Below are 20,329 nucleotides of genomic sequence, written 5' to 3' on the forward strand. Positions count from 1 at the left end.
CCTTTAGTTAGAATCCTGTGAAACCGCCAAACAGTCCAGAGAATATACGAATAATATATTCTAAACCGTTAAAGAAGAGTAAAATACCGACAGCAATCATAATATATCCGCCAACTTTAACGATTTTTTGGCTATTTTTACGAATCCAATTCATTCTCGTTATAAAGAATGATAACACAAAGAACGGAATCGCAAAACCAAAATAATAGGCAAGCATATACCATAGCCCAGCATCAGGCTTCGTACTCGCCAATAAAATGATAGAGGCTAAAATCGGTCCTGTACAAGGTGTCCAGCCTGCTGCAAAGGCTAAGCCAATTACACCTGAACCAAAATAACCCGCTGGACGATTTTTAAATTGGAATTTATGGTCCTTCGCTAAAAAGTCAATTTGTAGCCAGCCGACAATCATTAAACCGAATAAAACAATTAAAATCGCACCAACTTGGCGCAACAGCTCTTGATATTGCAAGAAAAATTCATTGACGAATGTTGTACCAAAGCCAATGGCAATAAAAATAATCGAAAAACCGATTAAAAAGCTTAACGTATGTAAAACCGCCTGCTTTTGCATCATGCCTTTTTCTTTTGTTAATTCCGTCAAGCTCATTCCTGTTATGTACGATAAAAATGCTGGATAGAGCGGCAGTGTACATGGTGAAATAAAGCTTAAAAAACCCGCACCAAATGCTAATAGTATATTTAGATCCACACCTGTATTCATATTTCTTTTTTCGCTCCCTTACTGTCATGCTTTCATCGTATCAAATTGTACAAGAAAATGCGCTTGTTTCGACTGTGAAACTTTTATGGCAAAATAGTGAAACAGCCTTTCATATTAATGGACTTACTTTCGGCTTTATGCTAGTTTGCGCTTTTTCATGAGCTGCTCTCGCAACGTAGAAAGGGAGAAAAGCGCGAGGGCTAACCAAATAGCGGAAAATGCCAATATCTCCATCTTTGTAAACGGCTCCTTATACAAAACAACGCCTATTATTAACATCGTTGTCGGCGCTATATATTGTAAAAAGCCAATTAAATAAAGCGGAATGCGCTGTGCTCCTTTCGCAAAGCAAATCAAGGGAATTGCCGTCACAACACCACTTGCCATCAGCAATACGTCTGTCGATAAGCTAATATGTAAAAACGAAGCGGTTCCTTTTTGGAATAAATAGGCATATAAAACAAGGGCAATCGGCAATGTAAATAATGTTTCAATTGCCAAACCACGTAGTGCATCTAGCACAACCCTTTTCTTCAATACCCCGTAAGTCGCAAAGCTAAAAGCTAAACAAAGGGCAATCCAAGGAAGTCGTGCATAATTGATTGTCATAATAAGCACACCTACTAGCGCAATCAGCACAGCACCAAGCTGTACACGCGTCAATCGCTCCTTGAAAAAAAGCATCCCAAACAAAACCGAAATCAACGGATTAATATAATAGCCGAGGCTCGTTTCAAGCATTTGATGACTATTCACCGCATAAATAAAAACAAACCAATTGACCGTAATCATAAATGAAGCGGCTACTAACGAAACGAGCTGCTTTTTATGCTGCCATAAATACTGTAAATCGCCAAACAATGCGCTCCTTTGCCCAATCATCAAAATGGCAAGCACTGTAAAGATAAACGACCAAACAACACGCCCCACTAACACTTCTACACTATCAACATGCTCTAGTAGCTTCCAAAAAAGAGGCAACACACCCCACATCGCATACGCTAAAAATGTATACACTATTCCTTTTCTCTCTTCACTCATCTCAGGCATCTCCTATCTTCTCTCACGCTCCTATAATAACATAAAATATATTTCCTCCACTTCAACAAAGAGAAACTTTTTTAAAGCATTCGTAATAACAAAACGGATGTGGGGGAGCTGTTTCTCTCCTCATCCGCGCTTATCATCCTCGAGCTCCTCTTAGTTTAAAAGCCGTAATTCACACATCTAAACATACCTCCCTAGGAAGCATGATATTGGTCACTCATTTGTTGCGCGTGAGTGGTTTTTCGGTTGAAACAAAAATAGAAGTTCCATCACAACCATTCACGCCCATTCATCATTTCCATCACAATGCTATCTGTAATCAAAGGACTTTTGGACAACAATCAGTATAAAAATATTGCCTTAGGTACACATAGAAATATCATGACTTGCATATTGAATTATTTTAATAGTTTCATCGGATATGACTTTTGGGAAAATTCAACGAAACCCGATATTTATCAACTTACTTTGATGGCTATCGTTAACTAAATATGCGAAGGTTGTATGATAGGTTTTCACTATAGAAAATGAAAAGTCCCCAATAGAACGACCATAAGTAAAACACCAAAGCTATCGCGCCTTGGTGTTTGTTTTTTATTTCTATAAGCTTGTTATACCGTTTTGTAATAAATACATTTTATAATACAAGCCTTGTTGTGCAAGTAGCTCTTGGTGTGTGCCGCGCTCTTTAATTTCTCCTTGGTGCAGCACTAAAATTTGTTCAGCATCTTGAATCGTTGATAAGCGGTGGGCAATTGCAATTGTTGTACGCCCTTTTCGCATTTTCTCTAAAGAATGCTGAATGGCAACCTCAGTTTCCGTATCAATAGCAGCAGTTGCTTCATCCAAGACAAGCACTTTTGGATTCGTCGCAATTGTTCGTGCAAATGCAAGCAATTGACGCTGCCCACTTGAAAATGTCGAGCCGCGCTCCGTCACCTTTTGCTTATATTTATCAGGTAGCGTATTAATGAACTGGTCTGCCTGCACAAATTCTGCAGCCTTCTCCACATCAATATCAGTTAACTCCTTATTATATAAACGAATATTACTTTCAATCGTTCCATAAAACAGAAACGGATCTTGTAGGACAAGCCCTAATTTATGGCGAATTTCCTCTTGGCTAAAAGCTTTAATTGACTGACCATCAATGCAAATATCACCTTTTTCAAACTCGTAAAAGCGCATTAATAAATTGATAATCGAGCTTTTACCGCTACCTGTATGTCCTACAAGTGCTACTGTTTCACCCGGATTAACTGTAAAGGAAATATTTTTTAACACATCCTTTTGCCCATCGTAGCTAAATGTCACATCTTTAAATTCAATGCGACCATCTGAAATTTTGCCAGCTAGATTTTGCTGCATTGGCTCAAGCTCCTCTTCATCTAATAAGATAAACACACGAGAGGCTGCAACGAGTGCCTGCTGGAAGATGGCTAAACGCTCCATCACTTGATTAATCGGCTCAAAGAAGCGGTTAATATACGTAATAAACGCATACACAACCCCTATCTCAACAGCTGTTTCTAGCGATGTTTTACCAAAATACAAAAGCAGTAGCACGATGGCTGCAAAATAAACCAAATCGACAACAGGACGTAGCAACAAGCTGTTTAGCTTTGTATTGTCCATCATTGCCTTATAGTGCTTTTCATTAATATCGTCAAACTCGTCATTAAAGCGCTTTTCTTGGCGGAATGCCTGCACAATGCTCATGCCAGATAAAGATTCCGCAAGTTTAGCATTCAATTCACTCAGCTTTTCACGCATTTCCATATAAACGACTGAACTATATTTGCGATATAAATAAATAATATAAATAACGATTGGTAGCAGCACTAAAGCAAATAAAGCAAGTACAGGATTCATTAAAAACATTGCGATATAGACACCGACAATTAAAAACCCTGCCTGTACAAAGCTAATTAATACACCAACAAACATATCCTTAATTGCTTCGGTATCGTTTGTCGCCCTTGAAACAATGGAACCAGCTGGTACACGGTCAAAATAACGCATGCCTAGCTGATGAATTTTCGTAAATACATCAATGCGTAGTTGCTGAATAATTTTCAGCGCAATTTCCTGGAATTTCACTAGCTGCAAATAGCTAATAATTACATTTAGAATTTGAATTACCGCATAGCTAATCGCTAAAATGAGTATTGGCTTCGTTTCAAAATTGCCAATCGCTACATGGTCATCTAAAAAGATTTTAATCAGATACGGTCCGAGCACATCCCCAGTAACCGTTAAAACGAGTAAAGCAAGTGCAATAACAACCGCTTTTTTATGAGGAATTAAGTAGCGCAATAAACGTTTTAAAATAGCAGCTTGCTCTTTCCGTGAAAAGGTTGGCTGTTTTTCCATGCTACATTCCCCCTTTCTCTACTTGCTGTTCTAGCTGCTGTAATTCATACATTTCATAATAACGACCTCGTAAGCTCATTAACTCCTCATGTGTCCCTTTCTCCACAACCGTTCCTTCATGCATAACGATAATGATATGTGCATGCTGGATGGCACTTAGGCGGTGAGACGTAATAATCGTTGTTTCGTTTTCACGTGAAGCCTTTAATGCTTGTAAAATCGCTTCCTCCGTTTTCGCATCTACAGCCGACAGTGAGTCGTCTAAAATTAATAGCTCAGGCTCCATCATCAATGCACGGGCAATGGAAATACGTTGCTTTTGCCCCCCTGACAAAGAAACGCCACGTTCACCGACAATCGTGTCGTAGCCTTCTGTAAATTGTAAAATATCCTCATGAATATAAGCTAAGGTAGCTGCATGCTCCACCTTTTCTTTTGCTGCCTGCGGGTTTGTAAAGGCAATATTTTTGTAAATCGTTGATGAAAATAAAAAATGATCCTGTGGTACATAACCAATAGCCTCGCGCAGTGCCAGCATCGTATAATCATCAATTGAAATATCACCGTACGTAATATGCCCTTTATAGCCTTCAAATTCACGTAAGAGCAACTTTAATATCGCTGTTTTTCCAGAGCCTGTCTTACCGACAATGCCAAGTGTCTGCCCCTGCTGTAAATCAAAATGCACATTCGTTAAAGATGGCCTTGCATCGCCCGGGAATGTAAAGGAATCAACATGGAAAGATAAATGTCCTTTTGGTCGCACATCATATGCGCCCGTTTTATCTTTAATTTCAATCGGCTCATTCAATAACTGCTCGATGCGGTCATAGGAAGCAGAGCCTCGTTCCACAATATTAAATAACATGCCAATCGCTAGCATCGGCCAAACAAGCAAGCCTAAATATGTAGTAAAGGCAATTAAATCACCAATTGTCATTGCCTCTTCCATAATAAATTTAGCACCAAAAGCTAAACTCAAGAAAAAGCTAACGCCAATAACAAGGCTAATCGTTGGGTCAAAAAGTGAATCAATTTTTGCAACACGCATATTTTTCTCCACAACATCATCAGATAAACGTGTAAAGTCCTCGATATCATCACCCTGCTGCCCAAATGTTTTAATAACCTTCATACCTGAAATGCTTTCCTGCGTTTTATCGTTTAAATCAGAAAAGGCTGCTTGTGCATGGCGAAAGCGCTCATGTAATAGTTTGCCGTAATAGTTTGTCAGCAAGGCCATAAATGGCATCGGTATTAATGCGATTAGCGTTAAGCGCCAATCAATCGTAATCGCCATCGCTAAAATAACAAAAGTACCTGTCGTAATCGAATCAAATAATGTGAGTACACCCCCACCTGCCGTCTGCTGTACAGCGGAAATATCATTCGTGGCGTGTGCCATTAAGTCTCCAACACGTCGTTGTTGATAAAAGGAAGGCGACATCTTTGTAAAATGACGAAACAATTTTTCTCGCAAATTTTTTGCTAAATAGTTAGACGAGCCAAAAATCATTTTACGCCAGTAATAGCGCAGTACATACATCAATATTGCTACCGCAACAATTACCCCTACCCATTTTGTTAAAGAGCCTGCTGTTAACGTCCCATCACCGATTTCATCAATTGTATAACCAATTACTTTCGGTGGAACAAGCTGTAAAATCGCTACAAGCGTTAACATGAAAAGACCGATAAAATACTCGCGACGGCGCTCTTTAAAAAACCAGCCGAGCTTTCGAAATACTTTCATTGTTTCTCCCACCTTTATATTTTGACCTGCCTATTTTAACAAATATTCGAACATTATTGAATAGTATTTCAATTATTTGTTTCGATTTTTGAAATATTTCAGTCCAAGGGCTGAAGGGGCTGTCCAAAAAGCCGTGCATAACCGGCATTGTGGACAGTGGCGATAATGTTTTACAAAATATTGACTCAATTAAATAGAGAAGGCGTCTTTTAAAATGGGATGAACACTGGCTTTAGCAGTGTTACCCTTCAATAAAAGTAGGGCGATGAAAATCTTTATTTCAATGCGCTCTCAAAATAAAATGAGCTTTTCCGACAATCCTGACATCTTCTATTTAAGTTACTGTCAGGCGAATTGATTAACCTTGATTTTAAAAAGAACGCCTCGTATTCAAAGATAACTCTCGCTATATTTTCCCTAACCCCAGCTACCACACGGCATTTCGGTCACGCTCTGAAAGAAATACGTCCCATTATCTTCACATAAAAAAACACCGCTAAAAGCAGTGTTTTCCTCTCATTTTCAAAGCCGGCTATCACACGGCTTACTGGACGCCCTTTATGTTGTTACTTTAAAGACCGTTTTAATTTTTTGAATTAAGCCACCTGTCGAGTATGTTAACACACTGCGTTTATAGAAGGAGATGCTTACTAAATACATTGCAAATGTCGAAGCGACTAAAATAGCTAAAGATAGTAGCGGCTCAAGCACCCCTAAATCTGTTGCACCGATGCGCATTGGCATAACCATACCAGATGTAAAAGGTACATATGAACCTATTTTTACTAATAATGTATCAGGATTAGATGTAGCTGTCACCATAATAAAGAAAGCGACAATGACTAAAATCATTGCAGGCATCATCGCCTGTGAAGCTTCCTCTGGTTTGGATACGAGTGAGCCAAGCAATGCACCAATAATTAAAAACAAGAAAATTGTGACAAGTAAAAAAGCTGCGACATAGAGTAAATATTGACCATGTAGCTCTGCTAAAATTTCACTAACCATCGTCCATTTCGCACCGCCATCTGTTGTTTTCAATAAGATAAACAGCGTTCCAAATAACAATGCAAATTGTGATAATGCAACTAAAAAGATGCTTGTTACCTTCGCTTTAAAATGCGTTTCTGCCTTTACGCTAACAAGTAACATTTCTAATGCGCGTGAACCCTTTTCTGACGCTACATCAGAAGTAACAATTGATAAAAATGAAATAACAAATATATACACAAGGAAGCCAGCAACATATGATACGAACATCCCTGCTGATTTTTGCTCCTCTGACTTTCCATCCGTAGCCGCTTCATTTAACGTTTTCATGGAGATTTGCGGCGCGGCATTTAATAATTGTGCCGATTGCTCAGCCGTTAAATTCAATTGGTCCATTGCATAAAACTGCCCAATTGTATGTGCAGTAGTAGATAATTTTTGCTGCATTGTTAGCGGCAGTGGGTTAAGCGATAAAAGTTCTACCTCTAACGTCGCATTTGCTGCCGAAAAAACTACCGCTGCATCATATCCTTCATTTTTCAACGCTTGTTCCGCATCGGGGGTAGAAGCAAATTGGGTCCAAACAATATCTCCATCCTCCAGCATCTTGCCTACCTCAAAGCTTGTTGTATTCACATAAATAATTTCATCTGGCTGGCTTGAAAAGAGTGCTTCTTTTATATCAGACCAGAAGAAAATTAATGAAATCCCTAAAATATAAAGAACTGTAGTAATAATAAATGATTTCGCTTTTAACTTCTGCTTATAGTTTTCCTTTAATAAAATGAAAAACTTAGACATGATTGCCACCTACCTTGTCTTTGAAAATTTCGTCTAGTGACAAATAATCTAAACTGAATTTCTCAATATATGTACCTGCTGACACGACTTCAAAAATATCCTTCGCATAATGTTCATTTTCTAAAGTCAGTACATATTGATCTCGCTCTTCCTTCACAGATAGAACACCACGCAAGCCAGCAAGTGCCTCTTTTGACATCTGTGTACGAACCGTTAATTTCGTTTTGCCGTACTGCTTTTTCAAATCTAAGAGTGAGCCTGAAAACAGGGAGACTCCACGCTTTAACAAACATAAATGATCGCATAGCTCCTCGACATTATCCATTTGGTGACTTGAAAATAAAATAGTCATCCCTTGCTCTTTTAAAAATAAAATCGAATTTTTTAGTAAATCTTTATTCACTGGGTCAAGACCACTAAACGGCTCGTCTAAAATTAAAAACTTTGGTCGATGAATGAAGCTAGCAATTAACTGTACCTTTTGCTGATTTCCTTTGGATAATGTTTCAGCCTTATCATTGCGCTTTTCCTCAAGCTCAAAACGCTTAATCCAAAAATCTGCCTCTTTCTTGCAATCATCCTTTGTCATGCCACGCAGCTGTCCAAAATAAATCAATTGCTCCTCTACCTTCATTTGCGGAAAAATACCACGCTCTTCAGGTAAATAACCAAGCAAATCACGATTAACGCTCTTGATTGGGACCCCTTCCCACGTAATCTCTCCCTCCGTCGTCTCCTGTAAATCTAAAATCATGCGAAACGTCGTCGTTTTCCCTGCACCATTTTGGCCTATTAATCCAAAAATCTCACCAGGTGAAATTGAAAAATCCAAGCTTTGAACCGCTGTAAAGTCCTTATAGCGCTTCGTTACATTTTGTAATACTAGCAACTAAGCCATCTCCTTTCTTTAACTCCGATAATCAATATACGGCTGGATTGTAAAAATGTTTCATAAATTCTCAAAACTTTTTATTCAACATGTTCTTTTTCAGTATAATAGAATAACATCGTTACATAACAAAATATACGAATTGGAATATTAGAAGGTGAAACAATGAACTTTGGAACAACATTACAGAAAATACGCAAAAATCGACAACTAACGCAAAATCAGCTAGCATGCGGCATTGCCCAACAAGGTACATACTCGCGTATTGAGCGCGGACAACTCGCAATGAGTGCCGGACAGCTTGTGCAGTTTGCTGACAAGCTTAATATGACGGTAAATGAGTTTATTTATATCCATCTCCAACATCAAATTAGCGAGCGTGAAAAAATAACGAGAGCTTTTGCAGACATGGATTTGACAACCCCAATGGCAATTAAAAAGCAGTTGAAAATTGCACAGCATTATCTCGAGCAGCATGCAGACGATTGCTCGTTGATGCTTACCAAGCACTACTTGTTTTAGTAGAGCAAGACGACTTGCAGAAAGCCCGTCTCATTGCAGAAGGTATTTGGGTAAATATGCAAAGATTAGATTATTGGTATATTAATGACCTAGAGCTTTTAAATTCTATCTTATTTTTGTTTCCGCTTGACTCAGCTGTGGAAATTGTAAAAGTAGCTATCAAACGTCTGGATATGTATAACGATTATTATAAAGACTTAACCTATTTAAAAATTTATTTTCATTTGAACTTGTGCATTATTTATTTGGAAAACAAGAAATACGCCATATGCCTTACAATGCTCGAGCGTGTCTATAAACAATTTAAAAGAAAGCTCTCTTACCAAATACTCAGCTATATTTACACATATAAAGCCATTTGCCTGTTTCATTTAGACCGCCAAAATAACGAAGAAATAAGCAATTTAACGACATTAATGAGGCTCTATGATGATGAGGAAAATTTATCGGTGTTACTACATGAAATTTCCATTCAATGCAAAGAAAAAAGCGCAAAAAACTGTTCAAAAAGCCGTGCATAGCCGGCATTTTGAACAGTAGCGATGAAATTTCACAAATATTACTACATAAAAATAGGGAGCTTCCCTTTTAAAAATTTGATGAATATTGACTTTAGCAGTGTTACCCTCCAACAAAAACAGAGCGTTGAAAACCTTTATTTCAATACGATGTCAAAACAAAATGGACTTTTCAGGCAATCACTTTATTTACGGGCGAATTTAGAGGTTTTACGAGCGGATTTGTACTGTTTATGAGCGAATTTTGCCCCCAATTGAGCGATTCAATACTTTAGACCTAAAAACAAGCGGCAATCGCCTTACAGATTAAGGGAAAGTGTCGCTGATAGCATGCGACATCATATTTAGAATTAACGAAGCACACTTCAATAAGTATTGCTTGTGGTAAAGCATTTAAAAAAGCTAAATCTGTTCGTTGTTTTGCTCCACGATTGCGCAAACCACTCACCTGACTAATTGCCGCACTTATTTTAGATGCAAGCAGTTCCATTTCTTTCCGTCTATAAAGCACCTCGGTTCCTAACCCATTATTCGTCGTCTGTGCAACTGCATTAAAATGCACACTGACATGCAGCCCCTTCCCTTTTTGATGTGCTGCAATTAAATAGTTTAAATTTTGCCGCTGATTTGTCGAACGATCATCTAAAATAATCCGTACTTTCATCCCCTTATTCTGAAGCAAACCTGCTACACATTTTACAACGCGCCTCGCCTCCGTCACTTCATCAATAATGCCTACTGCTCCTGTCCCTACATGCCAATGCCCTGCACTTAAATTCATTACCATTCCCCCTTTTTATTTAGATAGAAAAGGGCATATAAAAAAGGGACAGATAGAGCATTTCTCTCTACATATCCCCATTAATTTAAACTAATGTTTCAATACAAAGCTTAATAGCCATCGTTAAATCTGTTTGTGACCAGCTTGGCACTTTGCCATGCTCAATTGCTAGCTGGTGTGATGCTGGGATATGAATAAACCCTGCTTGGATAGAGCCTTTTGTTTCATATAACAATGTATACATTAATAAATTACACACATATGTACCAGCCGTATTTGATATTGCCGCAGGATAACCCGCTGCTGTTAAACGATTAACCATTTCTCGAATTGGCAATGTAGAGAAATAGCCATCTGCCCCGTCCAACGCAATCGCTTCGTCTGTCGGCGTATGTCCTGAATTATCCTTTGCTCCATCCATCACATTAATTGCGATACGCTCAGGTGTAATTTTACTACGCCCGCCTGCAAGTCCAAGCGCTATTACAGCGTCAGGCTTTTCATCTATTAAAAGCTGACGAATCTGTTGCTGTGCTTCGGCAAATTCTACTGGCAACACCTTTCCTACAATTTGATATGCCCCTATTTCCTCTCCGTTTAAAGCTTTAATAACTTCCTCAGTAGGATTTAATGTAAATTGTAAAAATGGCTCAAACCCTGTTAATAATAATTTTTTCAACGTTATTTCCCCCTATACTAAAAACCGTATTTTTTGAAAAGCTTATGAAGCAGTGTTTTGACAAAATAAAAAATAATAGCGGCACTCGCACCGAACAACATAATAACGCCTAATGGTCCACCAGATGCAGTAAAAAATAAAAAATAATACGGCAACATGAAGAATGCTCCAAATGCTGCATAAGCTAAAATTTCGAGTGAAGGCAGCTTCCAAAAGCGGTCAAGCAATATCGAAACCGCAATTCCCCCTACAAAATAGGCAGGCGCACTTAACAATAAAAACATTTGAAAAAGCTTCGAAAATGGAAATAAATCAACTTCAGGTGTAAAGCCTGCATAAGCAAATAACAGACTAAATAATAATGTTGCAATTGCCGCAATCACACTTTTTCGACCAATTTCTTTTATCATAAAGAACCTCATTTAATATTTTTATTTATTTTAACATAAAAAAGCTATTAGGAAATAGGGCTGCCACACAAATGCGTTTTTAGATAGCCCTATTCTAATAGCTTAAATACACTACATTTTCTTTAGCTTTTCATATTCAAGTTGTAGCTGCTCAATGCGTTTGCGACCTTCTTCACGGTTGCGAATTGTTTCCTCTTGAATTTGTTTTGTCTCCTCGATACCAGCCATAATTGTTTGCCATGTCGTTTCAATCGTATCGATAGTAATACTTGGGCTACCAGCTGAACGAGCAATCGTAACAGAATTTTGGCGAATATTTTGTGCGTTGCGCACAAGCATTTCATTCGTTCGCTTATCAAGCTCAATCATTGAGTCTGCTACAAGCTTTTGTCGCTGCATTGTAACAGCATGTACAAGCCCTTGCTTAAAAATCGGTATTGTCGTAACAAAGGCTGAGTTAATTTTAGCAATTAAATGGTTGTTTCCTTGCTGCATTAAACGAATTTGAGGTGCAGATTGAAACGACACTTGCTGAGCCATTTCTAAATCGTAGCGGCGCTGCTCTAATAGCTCCACCGCACGTTGCACCGTTTCATATTCTAAAACAGCTACTTGATCCCCTGTATTTGCTTGTGCTTCGAGTGTTGGTAGCTGGCTGTTTAGCTGCTCTACCTTTACCTCTACAGCCGCAATATGTTCACTTAAACTATGGAAGTAGTTTAAGTTTTCATCATACATTTGCTCAAGCTCCATTGTATTACGTTTCATTTCAACTTCGTATTTTTGTATTTCATTATAAACGACGTCAACTTCTTTATTCATCGTATCATATTTTGACAACAGCCTTTCTAGCTGCTCCTTGCTTTTAGAAAACAAGCGCTTAATTAGACCGCCTTTTTTCTCTTCTTTGTCAAAATCTTTCGGATCAAAACGATCCATAATTGTATTTAAGTTGCGCAGAAGCTCACTTGAACGCTCCAATTTGCTCGTTTTAATTGTCGACAGCATGCGATCTGAAAATGTAGAAATGCCGTGAGCCGTTTCTTTCCCGAACTCCAATACGGCAATTTGATTATTGACATCAATTTTATCAGCTAATGCTATAACTTGTGGCTCCGTTTTCAAAGCAATTTGACGCTTACGAATTTGCGAATATTCCTCATTTGAAACAAGCTGCTTAGGCTCGACCTCTACTAATTCGGTTGTCGTTTCTTTTTTTGCATCTAAGTCTTCAAATAATGGATTTTTATATTCAGACATATTCATCCCCCAATTCTTATCGTACTACTTATATTGTACATTATTTTGTCATACTTCATATACGAAAAAAATACGTAGAAGGTTTCGTTTTCTTTTTTATTAGGATTTTTTTAGTTATTGTTACAAATTAAATTTTCACTATTATACTAGCCACTCTTTATAAAGAGTGAGAAAAAGGAAAGTAACATGTATGAAAATGATGACAATTTTAATTCATTCTCTCCATACAGAGAGACAACCGAAAGAAAGGTGCTACACAAGATGATGCGTTATTTCAATCCATTCTCTCAATACAGAGAGAGACGGCTACGGCAGGCTGCCACGCAATGCGAAAGCGAATTTCAATCCACTCTCTCAATACAGAGAGAGACGGTTCTTTTATTCGATAGACCGGACAATTTTAAAATTTCAATCCACTCTCTCAATACAGAGAGAGACAGGGAAACCGGAGGAAGAGATCACGAAGACAGAAAATTTCAATCCACTCTCTCAATACAGAGAGAGACGGAACTGGAAGGTGTAATCAACCGACAGGAAGAGATTTCAATCCACTCTCTCAATACAGAGAGAGACCCACGCTGTCGATGATGTTTCAATCGCTGATGAATTTCAATCCACTCTCTCAATACAGAGAGAGACGACGCTGGACGAGCGAGGGCTGGGCAATTGGTGTTATTTCAATCCACTCTCTCAATACAGAGAGAGACGTAGGCGAGCTGATTGAGGAATTTGAAACTATCAAATTTCAATCCACTCTCTCAATACAGAGAGAGACAGCTATCACATCATTTCGCTACCTCGCTCAATGTGTATTTCAATCCACTCTCTCAATACAGAGAGAGACTGCTAAACAAATGGATAAGCAATTAGAGACTCATATTTCAATCCACTCTCTCAATACAGAGAGAGACATATCTTCATTTGTCATATCAATACTAACTAACTATTTCAATCCACTCTCTCAATACAGAGAGAGACCAAGTTAGTTGTGTCCTCTTGCAAAACGATTGAGATTTCAATCCACTCTCTCAATACAGAGAGAGACCCATCTAGTTCACGCCCATGTTCAATGTCTCCAAATTTCAATCCACTCTCTCAATACAGAGAGAGACCTCCCTTCCTATTTCCATTTTAGGTAATACAGGTATTTCAATCCACTCTCTCAATACAGAGAGAGACCCCAACACGCAAAGAAATATCAGTTGTGTTGTTAATTTCAATCCACTCTCTCAATACAGAGAGAGACCTCTAGTGCTACGAACATAGCTAAACCCTCGACATTTCAATCCACTCTCTCAATACAGAGAGAGACGTGACGTTTTTGCTCAACTATCTGCAACGATACCTATTTCAATCCACTCTCTCAATACAGAGAGAGACGAAAGCACCTTCTGAGTTATCTAATGAATATAAAATTTCAATCCACTCTCTCAATACAGAGAGAGACGCGCGAGGCATTTATGCAAGAAAACAATGTTGATATTTCAATCCACTCTCTCAATACAGAGAGAGACGGCGAGTGAAAAGCTTAGCAAGCGAGAATTAGAAATTTCAATCCACTCTCTCAATACAGAGAGAGACGTTCTTGCTCCCTCCAAAGCGTAATTCGGGCGTATTTCAATCCACTCTCTCAATACAGAGAGAGACCAAATAAACGTCTAATTTTCTGCGCTCATGCAAATTTCAATCCACTCTCTCAATACAGAGAGAGACGTTGTATTTCTAACATGCTTCCTTCCCAGTTTCCATTTCAATCCACTCTCTCAATACAGAGAGAGACATGTTTAAATGTGTCTATATTTTTATATCTATATTTCAATCCACTCTCTCAATACAGAGAGAGACCAAGCGACAGTGGAAGCGCAAGATGCAACTAATATTTCAATCCACTCTCTCAATACAGAGAGAGACGTTTTGTTGGCGGTTACATTAAAGTGGATAATTCGATTTCAATCCACTCTCTCAATACAGAGAGAGACGGCAACCCAAACCCGCCAAATCAGTTCACCAAACGATTTCAATCCACTCTCTCAATACAGAGAGAGACAGAGATGATCTTGTAGAGGTTTCACCAGGTAATATTTCAATCCACTCTCTCAATACAGAGAGAGACTTACAAAGTTTTGTTTTGTAAGCCCGATGATGCATTTCAATCCACTCTCTCAATACAGAGAGAGACTTACAAAGTTTTGTTTTGTAAGCCCGATGATGCATTTCAATCCACTCTCTCAATACAGAGAGAGACCATCGTTACAGACGCAATGACTGCATTCGGTATATTTCAATCCACTCTCTCAATACAGAGAGAGACAGATACCCGCGCATCCGTCACAACAGCTTCAGTATTTCAATCCACTCTCTCAATACAGAGAGAGACTTTGAACATTTGGAAAAAGCAAACCGAGTGTTCATTTCAATCCACTCTCTCAATACAGAGAGAGACTATTACCGCATACGCATCTGATGGCATGTATGTAATTTCAATCCACTCTCTCAATACAGAGAGAGACGCTTAGTGGAACAACATATGGAAATCATCAACGATTTCAATCCACTCTCTCAATACAGAGAGAGACAGAGGATGAGATTGTCGTTTTGAAAGACGGCGGGATTTCAATCCACTCTCTCAATACAGAGAGAGACTACCGCCGACGCTAGTAAATCAGTTGGACCAAAAATTTCAATCCACTCTCTCAATACAGAGAGAGACCTGACCCGATTACGCACATAACAATACAAGATATTTCAATCCACTCTCTCAATACAGAGAGAGACGGTTTGTACCGATTTTCTTGGTTGCCGGTCTTGTTATTTCAATCCACTCTCTCAATACAGAGAGAGACCAGCAAAAGGCAAAAAAAACAGCAGCAGTTAGACATTTCAATCCACTCTCTCAATACAGAGAGAGACATTAGAGATTTAATTGAAATATTAGTCACAATCAATTTCAATCCACTCTCTCAATACAGAGAGAGACGATCATCAAATATTAAGTAATTCAATCCACTCAAATTTCAATCCACTCTCTCAATACAGAGAGAGACTTTGCACTTGTTCTAAATGTTTTAAGTAGTTTTGATTTCAATCCACTCTCTCAATACAGAGAGAGACAGCGAAAAACAACGGAAAATTGCTAATTCACATCGATTTTTACTAAAAAATAAATAACGAAAGGAATATTGTCGCACTCTACCTACCATATAAATCCAAAATTGAATAGCTGGTAGGTGCGAATCTCCTTGGAAAAGTGTGTTTGCTTCACATTCGCACTTTAAACTTATAATTTATTATAGCAAATTAAAAATTACTTGAAAGCTTATTTGAATGATGCTATTAATTCACGATGATTGTTTTACATCATGAATAATTAATTTCCTTTCCTATTAATAAATAATTACATTTACTACTTCTGCCGGTCTTACATCTAGTGATTTTAATTCACTTTTTGCTAGCCAAATTGGCTCAAATATCCCTGTATATATTTCTGGATTGCTATATTCAGGGCCCTTACCTGTACCAACTTTTCCATCAACTATTTTTGCGCGATAGTAAAATTGTTGGCCGTTGAATTGAACCTTGCATAGTAACTCCAATAGCTCAACAACGACACCTACTTCTTCTAATGCCTCGCGAATAGCTGCTTGTTCAATTGTTTCATCCTGTTCTACCTGACCTCCTGGAAAAACAAAATAGGTTTGTCCATTTTTTATGCGTTTAATTAATAAGACATTATTATTTTCTTCTATGACAACTGCGCTACGAATCCCCAACATATTACCCCTCCATCTTTTATGAATATGATAAAATATAACTTCAAAAGGAAGTGATTTGATGCGTTACTTACTAGTTGGTCTTGCTGGAGCTCTTGGAGCATCTTTACGCTACGCTATTAGCATTTATTTCGGTGAGCAGTTTAATAGCGATTTTCCGCTTGCCACATTGTCCATTAATTTAGTTGGTTCCTTATTACTTGGCTGGCTTACTAGCTTTTTACCACGCTTTCCAAATATCAACCCGAATATTTCAACAGCGATAACGACAGGATTTCTTGGTGCATTTACTACCTTCTCCGCCTTTAGTGTAGAGTGTGTAGCATTATTAACGAATGGACAAGCGCCTGTCGCTTTTAGCTATATCACTCTAAGTTTAGTTGGTGGCTTTATTTGTGCATTTGTTGGCTTACGTCTCGGTACAAAGGAGGGTAATTTATGATTTACGTCGCAATTGGTGGTTTTTTTGGAGCTATTAGTCGCTTTGCCATCAGCAATTGGGTAAAGCAGCATGTTCACACATATTTCCCACTCGCTACGTTTTGTATTAATTTACTTGGCTCGTTTTTATTAGGTGTATGCATTGTACTTTCACCTAATTCATCATGGCAGCTACTATTTGGTACAGGCTTTTTAGGTGCATTTACGACATTTTCTACTTTCTCTGTCGAGAGCGTGAAGCTTTATGAAAATAAAGGGCTGCTCGCAGCCGTGCTTTATATGAGTGCGAGCTGTCTCCTAGGTATATTACTTGCATTTGCAGGTGGATGGTTAATGGGCGTCTAGCATTTCTGGGACGCTCCTATTTAATTTCCCACTCCACCGTGGCTTCTCCAGCTGCCCTATTTCCTGTAAGAACAATATAATATGTACCGTCCTTTTGGATTTCTACTTGATAACGATTTGCACCGAGTTCCTCTTGACCAATAGGATGACCTTGCGCATTTTGGAAACTGTACCCTCCCCCACCATTTCCAAAATGAACAACAACTTCAAAAGTAACAATATCACCCTTTTCCAGCTTTAAAGGAATTTTATGCTGACCATTGAAATGCTGATACGTTACATTAAATGTATTTTCAGTCATCGTTTCTTGCCAGTCTTTTTTTGTTGTGAAATCGAACTGAATCATAATTAGCAAAAGTAAAGGTAGTGCGATGAATGCAATGTTAAATGCTTTAGAATTTTTAGCAATTGTTTGTCCGCCTAAAAAAATACCTGCTACTAAAGCACCTGTAACACCCGCAATAAAAGTAAATATCGACAAGCCAAATGGTAAGAAGAAGAGAAAGCCCGCTAAAATATATAAAGCATTTTTATAACGGGTAATTTGCTGCCATTTTTCTGTCACTGCATCAATAATGCAAGTTATAATAATTCCATAGCCAAAAAGTATTGCCCAAAGCGTCCATGAACGTGCCGCTTCACTAAACTCATATAAATTAAAATTCGTGATTACAAGTAAATAGCCAAAAATAATTGAAAGGGCAAAGCCAGCCGCTGCTAGCTTTGATGAAATATAGTGCCATACCATCACAAGTTCCTCCTACAGTTTTTTCGTAAAACAAATAATGCAGTTTGCTTCGATAAAGCCTAGCTATACATGCGTTCTCAAGCTCTCTTCATTGTTTTAATTCACAATCACTTACAAACTCCACACAGCCTTGCGGACGAGCCCATTCTCCACATGTAGCAACTAATTTTTTCACAATACATTGCATGTGGGCATTCGCCTCCACATAAAAGTGAAAATCCAATAAGTAGAGGGGGTTTCCTCATCCCCACTGATTGTTAGTTGAACCAATTGGGCAGTGAATCTCCCACTTATCCTTAAGTCGATTTTCACTCAAGTCTTGAATTGGGTGTCTTACTGCCCGTTTATGCGGAATAAACCTTCTAAGTAGCCGACAGGATTCGTCTTCGTTCCTTCAACATAATCAAAACGCTGTAAAGCCAATCACCTGTTTTACCAAATTTTTTGGGCTAATGTCGCGACTTGCTGTGCGTCTCCAATGCTGCTTCTCTCAGTCTCATTTTCCCTGCTCCTTGAAATATGGCTACCTTTCTTTATTTCTAAATAATATTTCCATTTTAATATAATTACAGTAGAAAGAATACTCTACTTTAAATAGGGTGCTAAACAATTTAACATGAGTAGTATGGGTTTTTATCTATACAAATAGTTTTTATCGTTTTTCCAAGCAAGCTTTTCAGTTCTTTTTTCAGCACTTCGATTAAATGAAGCCCTGCATATCCTCCACCGACGATAACAATTGTTTTCATTATAAAAACTCCTCCTTTTATCCATACAATGAATAACAAGGAGGAGTTGTGACATAGCTATTAAAAACTTTTATTCATTTAGTTTTTTTGCTGAAGAGATGAAAATTTTTTAACTGTTTCCTCTATATTTTCACTTTGACAAATCGCGGAAATAACCGCAACGCCATCCGCCCCTGCTGTCAGCACCTGTTCAGCACGCTCCGCTGTAATACCACCAATTGCAACAATTGGAAATGTAGGATATGTCGCTCTCGCCTTTGCTAAAAATGCGACGCCTGCTGGCTCGTTTGCATCTGCCTTTGAAATAGTTGCGAAAATTGGCCCAATGCCAACATAATCAGCTCCACCTGCTACAGCAGCCTGCATCTCGTCCTCATTGTGAACGGATACACCGATTATTTTATCGGGTAGCTGCTGGCGAATTTTCACTAACTTCATATCATCCTGTCCAACATGAACACCATCAGCATCAATAGCTAGTGCTAGTTCAATGTCGTCATTAATAATAAAGGGAACATCATATGCAAGGCAAAGTGCCTGACAGCGCTTTGCAAACTCTAGTAGCGCAGCACCTTTAAGTGCCCCTTCTCCCTTTTCACGCAATTGAAAAATGGTTACACCAGCCTGTAATGCTTCTTCTAAAATATGAAGCGGCTCACGCTGACAATTTATAGTACCCATAATAAAATAAACGGCTAGCTTCTCACGTTTCAATGCAGCTTCACCTGCCCTTTCATTTGCGCTTTACGATACGCAAAATGATTCGTTGGCCCATGTCCATTTCCAATATTTAATGGGTGTGAAATCGCTGCTTGAATGAAATGCTTTGCTTCTATAATAGCATCACGTAAAGCATAGTCCTTTCCTAAAAATGCTGTTAAAGCTGCGGAAAATGTACAGCCTGTCCCATGTGTATGCGGTGTATCAATGCGTTCACTGCTCATCGCAAAGAAGGAGCCGTCAGCAAAATATACCATATCAACAGCTTCCTCCCCCTCTAAATGACCGCCCTTCATCACCACACATTGCACACCAAGTTCTAAAATTTTCTTTGCCGCTATTTCAATATCTGCAACTGTTGTAATTGTAATGCCTGTAATTTCTTCAGCTTCTGGAATATTCGGTGTAAGGACGGTTGCAATAGGTAGTAACTTCGTTTTTAATGCATAAATCGCCTCTTGCTGTAACAAGCTTGCGCCACCCTTTGCAATCATAACAGGGTCTACAACAAGCTGCACACTTTGCTTGCGTAGCTCTACCGCTACGGCTTCAATAATTTCTGCGGAAAATAGCATACCCGTTTTTACAGCAGTTACTTGTAAATCCTCAAAAATCGCGTTCATTTGGGCAACGATAAATTCAGGGGAAGCAGCTAAAATATCCGATACACCAAGGGTATTTTGAGCTGTTAACGCTGTAATCGCAGATGTGCCATAAACGCCTAGCTCCTGAAATGTTTTTAAATCTGCCTGTATGCCTGCCCCACCACTACTATCTGAGCCAGCAATTGTCATAACAATATTCACATT

19 protein-coding genes and 1 CRISPR repeat array are annotated in these 20,329 nt (G+C 38.5%); of the genes, 4 read left to right on the top strand and 15 right to left on the bottom strand.

Annotated elements, in window-relative coordinates; genetic code table 11:
• Positions 1-7: 7 nt before the first annotated feature.
• The 6 genes from MHB51_RS03195 to MHB51_RS03220 form a co-directional block, all read right to left on the bottom strand.
• Positions 8-724: a cytochrome c biogenesis protein CcdA gene (locus MHB51_RS03195; RefSeq protein ID WP_066163254.1), complete on the bottom strand. Its 717-nt coding sequence runs from the start codon at positions 722-724 to the stop codon at positions 8-10.
• Between the two features lie 135 nt (positions 725-859).
• Complete coding sequence (rarD, locus tag MHB51_RS03200; RefSeq protein ID WP_342558963.1) at positions 860-1,765, bottom strand: EamA family transporter RarD; 906 nt, start codon at positions 1,763-1,765, stop codon at positions 860-862.
• A 606-nt stretch (positions 1,766-2,371) separates the two neighbouring features.
• Positions 2,372-4,144, bottom strand: a complete 1,773-nt coding sequence (locus MHB51_RS03205) for an ABC transporter ATP-binding protein (RefSeq protein WP_066163262.1) — start codon at positions 4,142-4,144, stop codon at positions 2,372-2,374.
• Between the two features lies 1 nt (position 4,145).
• Complete coding sequence (locus MHB51_RS03210) at positions 4,146-5,897, bottom strand: ABC transporter transmembrane domain-containing protein (protein ID WP_342558964.1); 1,752 nt, start codon at positions 5,895-5,897, stop codon at positions 4,146-4,148.
• A gap of 558 nt (positions 5,898-6,455) precedes the next feature.
• Positions 6,456-7,688, bottom strand: a complete 1,233-nt coding sequence (locus tag MHB51_RS03215; protein ID WP_066163266.1) for an ABC transporter permease — start codon at positions 7,686-7,688, stop codon at positions 6,456-6,458.
• Positions 7,681-8,577 (bottom strand): ABC transporter ATP-binding protein, encoded by an 897-nt coding sequence (locus tag MHB51_RS03220; RefSeq protein WP_066163268.1) that lies wholly within the window; start codon positions 8,575-8,577, stop codon positions 7,681-7,683. The genes MHB51_RS03215 and MHB51_RS03220 overlap by 8 nt, the downstream gene beginning before the upstream one ends.
• Before the next feature lie 165 nt (positions 8,578-8,742).
• On the opposite strand from MHB51_RS03220, the gene MHB51_RS03225 reads away from it, so the two are divergent.
• Together MHB51_RS03225 and MHB51_RS03230 are read left to right on the top strand one after the other, a co-directional pair.
• Positions 8,743-9,099, top strand: coding sequence for a helix-turn-helix transcriptional regulator (locus tag MHB51_RS03225; RefSeq protein ID WP_342558965.1), 357 nt, complete (start codon positions 8,743-8,745; stop codon positions 9,097-9,099).
• The gene (locus tag MHB51_RS03230; RefSeq protein WP_342558966.1) at positions 9,063-9,620 is read left to right on the top strand and encodes a hypothetical protein; all 558 of its coding nucleotides are present in this window, start codon (positions 9,063-9,065) and stop codon (positions 9,618-9,620) included. The genes MHB51_RS03225 and MHB51_RS03230 overlap by 37 nt, the downstream gene beginning before the upstream one ends.
• A gap of 274 nt (positions 9,621-9,894) precedes the next feature.
• On the opposite strand, the gene MHB51_RS03235 is transcribed toward MHB51_RS03230, so the two are convergent.
• The 5 genes from MHB51_RS03235 to MHB51_RS03255 form a co-directional block, all read right to left on the bottom strand.
• On the bottom strand, positions 9,895-10,398 hold the full coding sequence (locus tag MHB51_RS03235) for an N-acetylmuramoyl-L-alanine amidase (protein WP_066163272.1): 504 nt from the start codon (positions 10,396-10,398) through the stop codon (positions 9,895-9,897).
• Positions 10,399-10,483: 85 nt separating this feature from the next.
• Positions 10,484-11,077 (bottom strand): pyroglutamyl-peptidase I, encoded by a 594-nt coding sequence (locus tag MHB51_RS03240; protein ID WP_066163273.1) that lies wholly within the window; start codon positions 11,075-11,077, stop codon positions 10,484-10,486.
• A gap of 17 nt (positions 11,078-11,094) precedes the next feature.
• Positions 11,095-11,487, bottom strand: a complete 393-nt coding sequence (locus MHB51_RS03245; protein WP_066163275.1) for a hypothetical protein — start codon at positions 11,485-11,487, stop codon at positions 11,095-11,097.
• A gap of 111 nt (positions 11,488-11,598) precedes the next feature.
• Positions 11,599-12,747, bottom strand: coding sequence for a toxic anion resistance protein (locus MHB51_RS03250; protein ID WP_107942689.1), 1,149 nt, complete (start codon positions 12,745-12,747; stop codon positions 11,599-11,601).
• A gap of 205 nt (positions 12,748-12,952) precedes the next feature.
• A CRISPR array of direct repeats spans positions 12,953-15,858; the repeat unit is 33 nt; unit sequence ATTTCAATCCACTCTCTCAATACAGAGAGAGAC.
• Between the two features lie 272 nt (positions 15,859-16,130).
• On the bottom strand, positions 16,131-16,520 hold the full coding sequence (locus MHB51_RS03255; protein WP_066163279.1) for an NUDIX domain-containing protein: 390 nt from the start codon (positions 16,518-16,520) through the stop codon (positions 16,131-16,133).
• Between the two features lie 58 nt (positions 16,521-16,578).
• Here MHB51_RS03255 and crcB (MHB51_RS03260) point away from each other — a divergent pair, with 58 nt between their 5' ends.
• Together crcB (MHB51_RS03260) and crcB (MHB51_RS03265) are read left to right on the top strand one after the other, a co-directional pair.
• Positions 16,579-16,959 (top strand): fluoride efflux transporter CrcB, encoded by a 381-nt coding sequence (crcB, locus tag MHB51_RS03260; protein ID WP_342558967.1) that lies wholly within the window; start codon positions 16,579-16,581, stop codon positions 16,957-16,959.
• Complete coding sequence (gene crcB / locus MHB51_RS03265; RefSeq protein WP_107942687.1) at positions 16,956-17,303, top strand: fluoride efflux transporter CrcB; 348 nt, start codon at positions 16,956-16,958, stop codon at positions 17,301-17,303. The genes crcB (MHB51_RS03260) and crcB (MHB51_RS03265) overlap by 4 nt, the downstream gene beginning before the upstream one ends.
• Positions 17,304-17,319: 16 nt before the next feature.
• On the opposite strand, the gene MHB51_RS03270 is transcribed toward crcB (MHB51_RS03265), so the two are convergent.
• The 4 genes from MHB51_RS03270 to thiD all read right to left on the bottom strand — a co-directional run bounded on the left by MHB51_RS03270 (position 17,320) and on the right by thiD (position 20,326).
• Complete coding sequence (locus MHB51_RS03270) at positions 17,320-18,051, bottom strand: hypothetical protein (RefSeq protein WP_342558968.1); 732 nt, start codon at positions 18,049-18,051, stop codon at positions 17,320-17,322.
• A gap of 611 nt (positions 18,052-18,662) precedes the next feature.
• Complete coding sequence (locus MHB51_RS03275) at positions 18,663-18,800, bottom strand: hypothetical protein (RefSeq protein ID WP_342558969.1); 138 nt, start codon at positions 18,798-18,800, stop codon at positions 18,663-18,665.
• Between the two features lie 78 nt (positions 18,801-18,878).
• Positions 18,879-19,514, bottom strand: a complete 636-nt coding sequence (gene thiE / locus MHB51_RS03280) for a thiamine phosphate synthase (RefSeq protein ID WP_066163287.1) — start codon at positions 19,512-19,514, stop codon at positions 18,879-18,881.
• Entirely contained in the window at positions 19,511-20,326 is an 816-nt protein-coding gene (gene thiD / locus MHB51_RS03285; RefSeq protein WP_342559461.1) for a bifunctional hydroxymethylpyrimidine kinase/phosphomethylpyrimidine kinase, read from the bottom strand. Before thiD ends, thiE begins: the two co-directional genes overlap by 4 nt.
• Positions 20,327-20,329 lie beyond the last annotated feature (3 nt).

This window comes from Metasolibacillus sp. FSL K6-0083, assembly GCF_038630865.1.
Lineage (GTDB): Bacteria > Bacillota > Bacilli > Bacillales_A > Planococcaceae > Metasolibacillus > Metasolibacillus fluoroglycofenilyticus.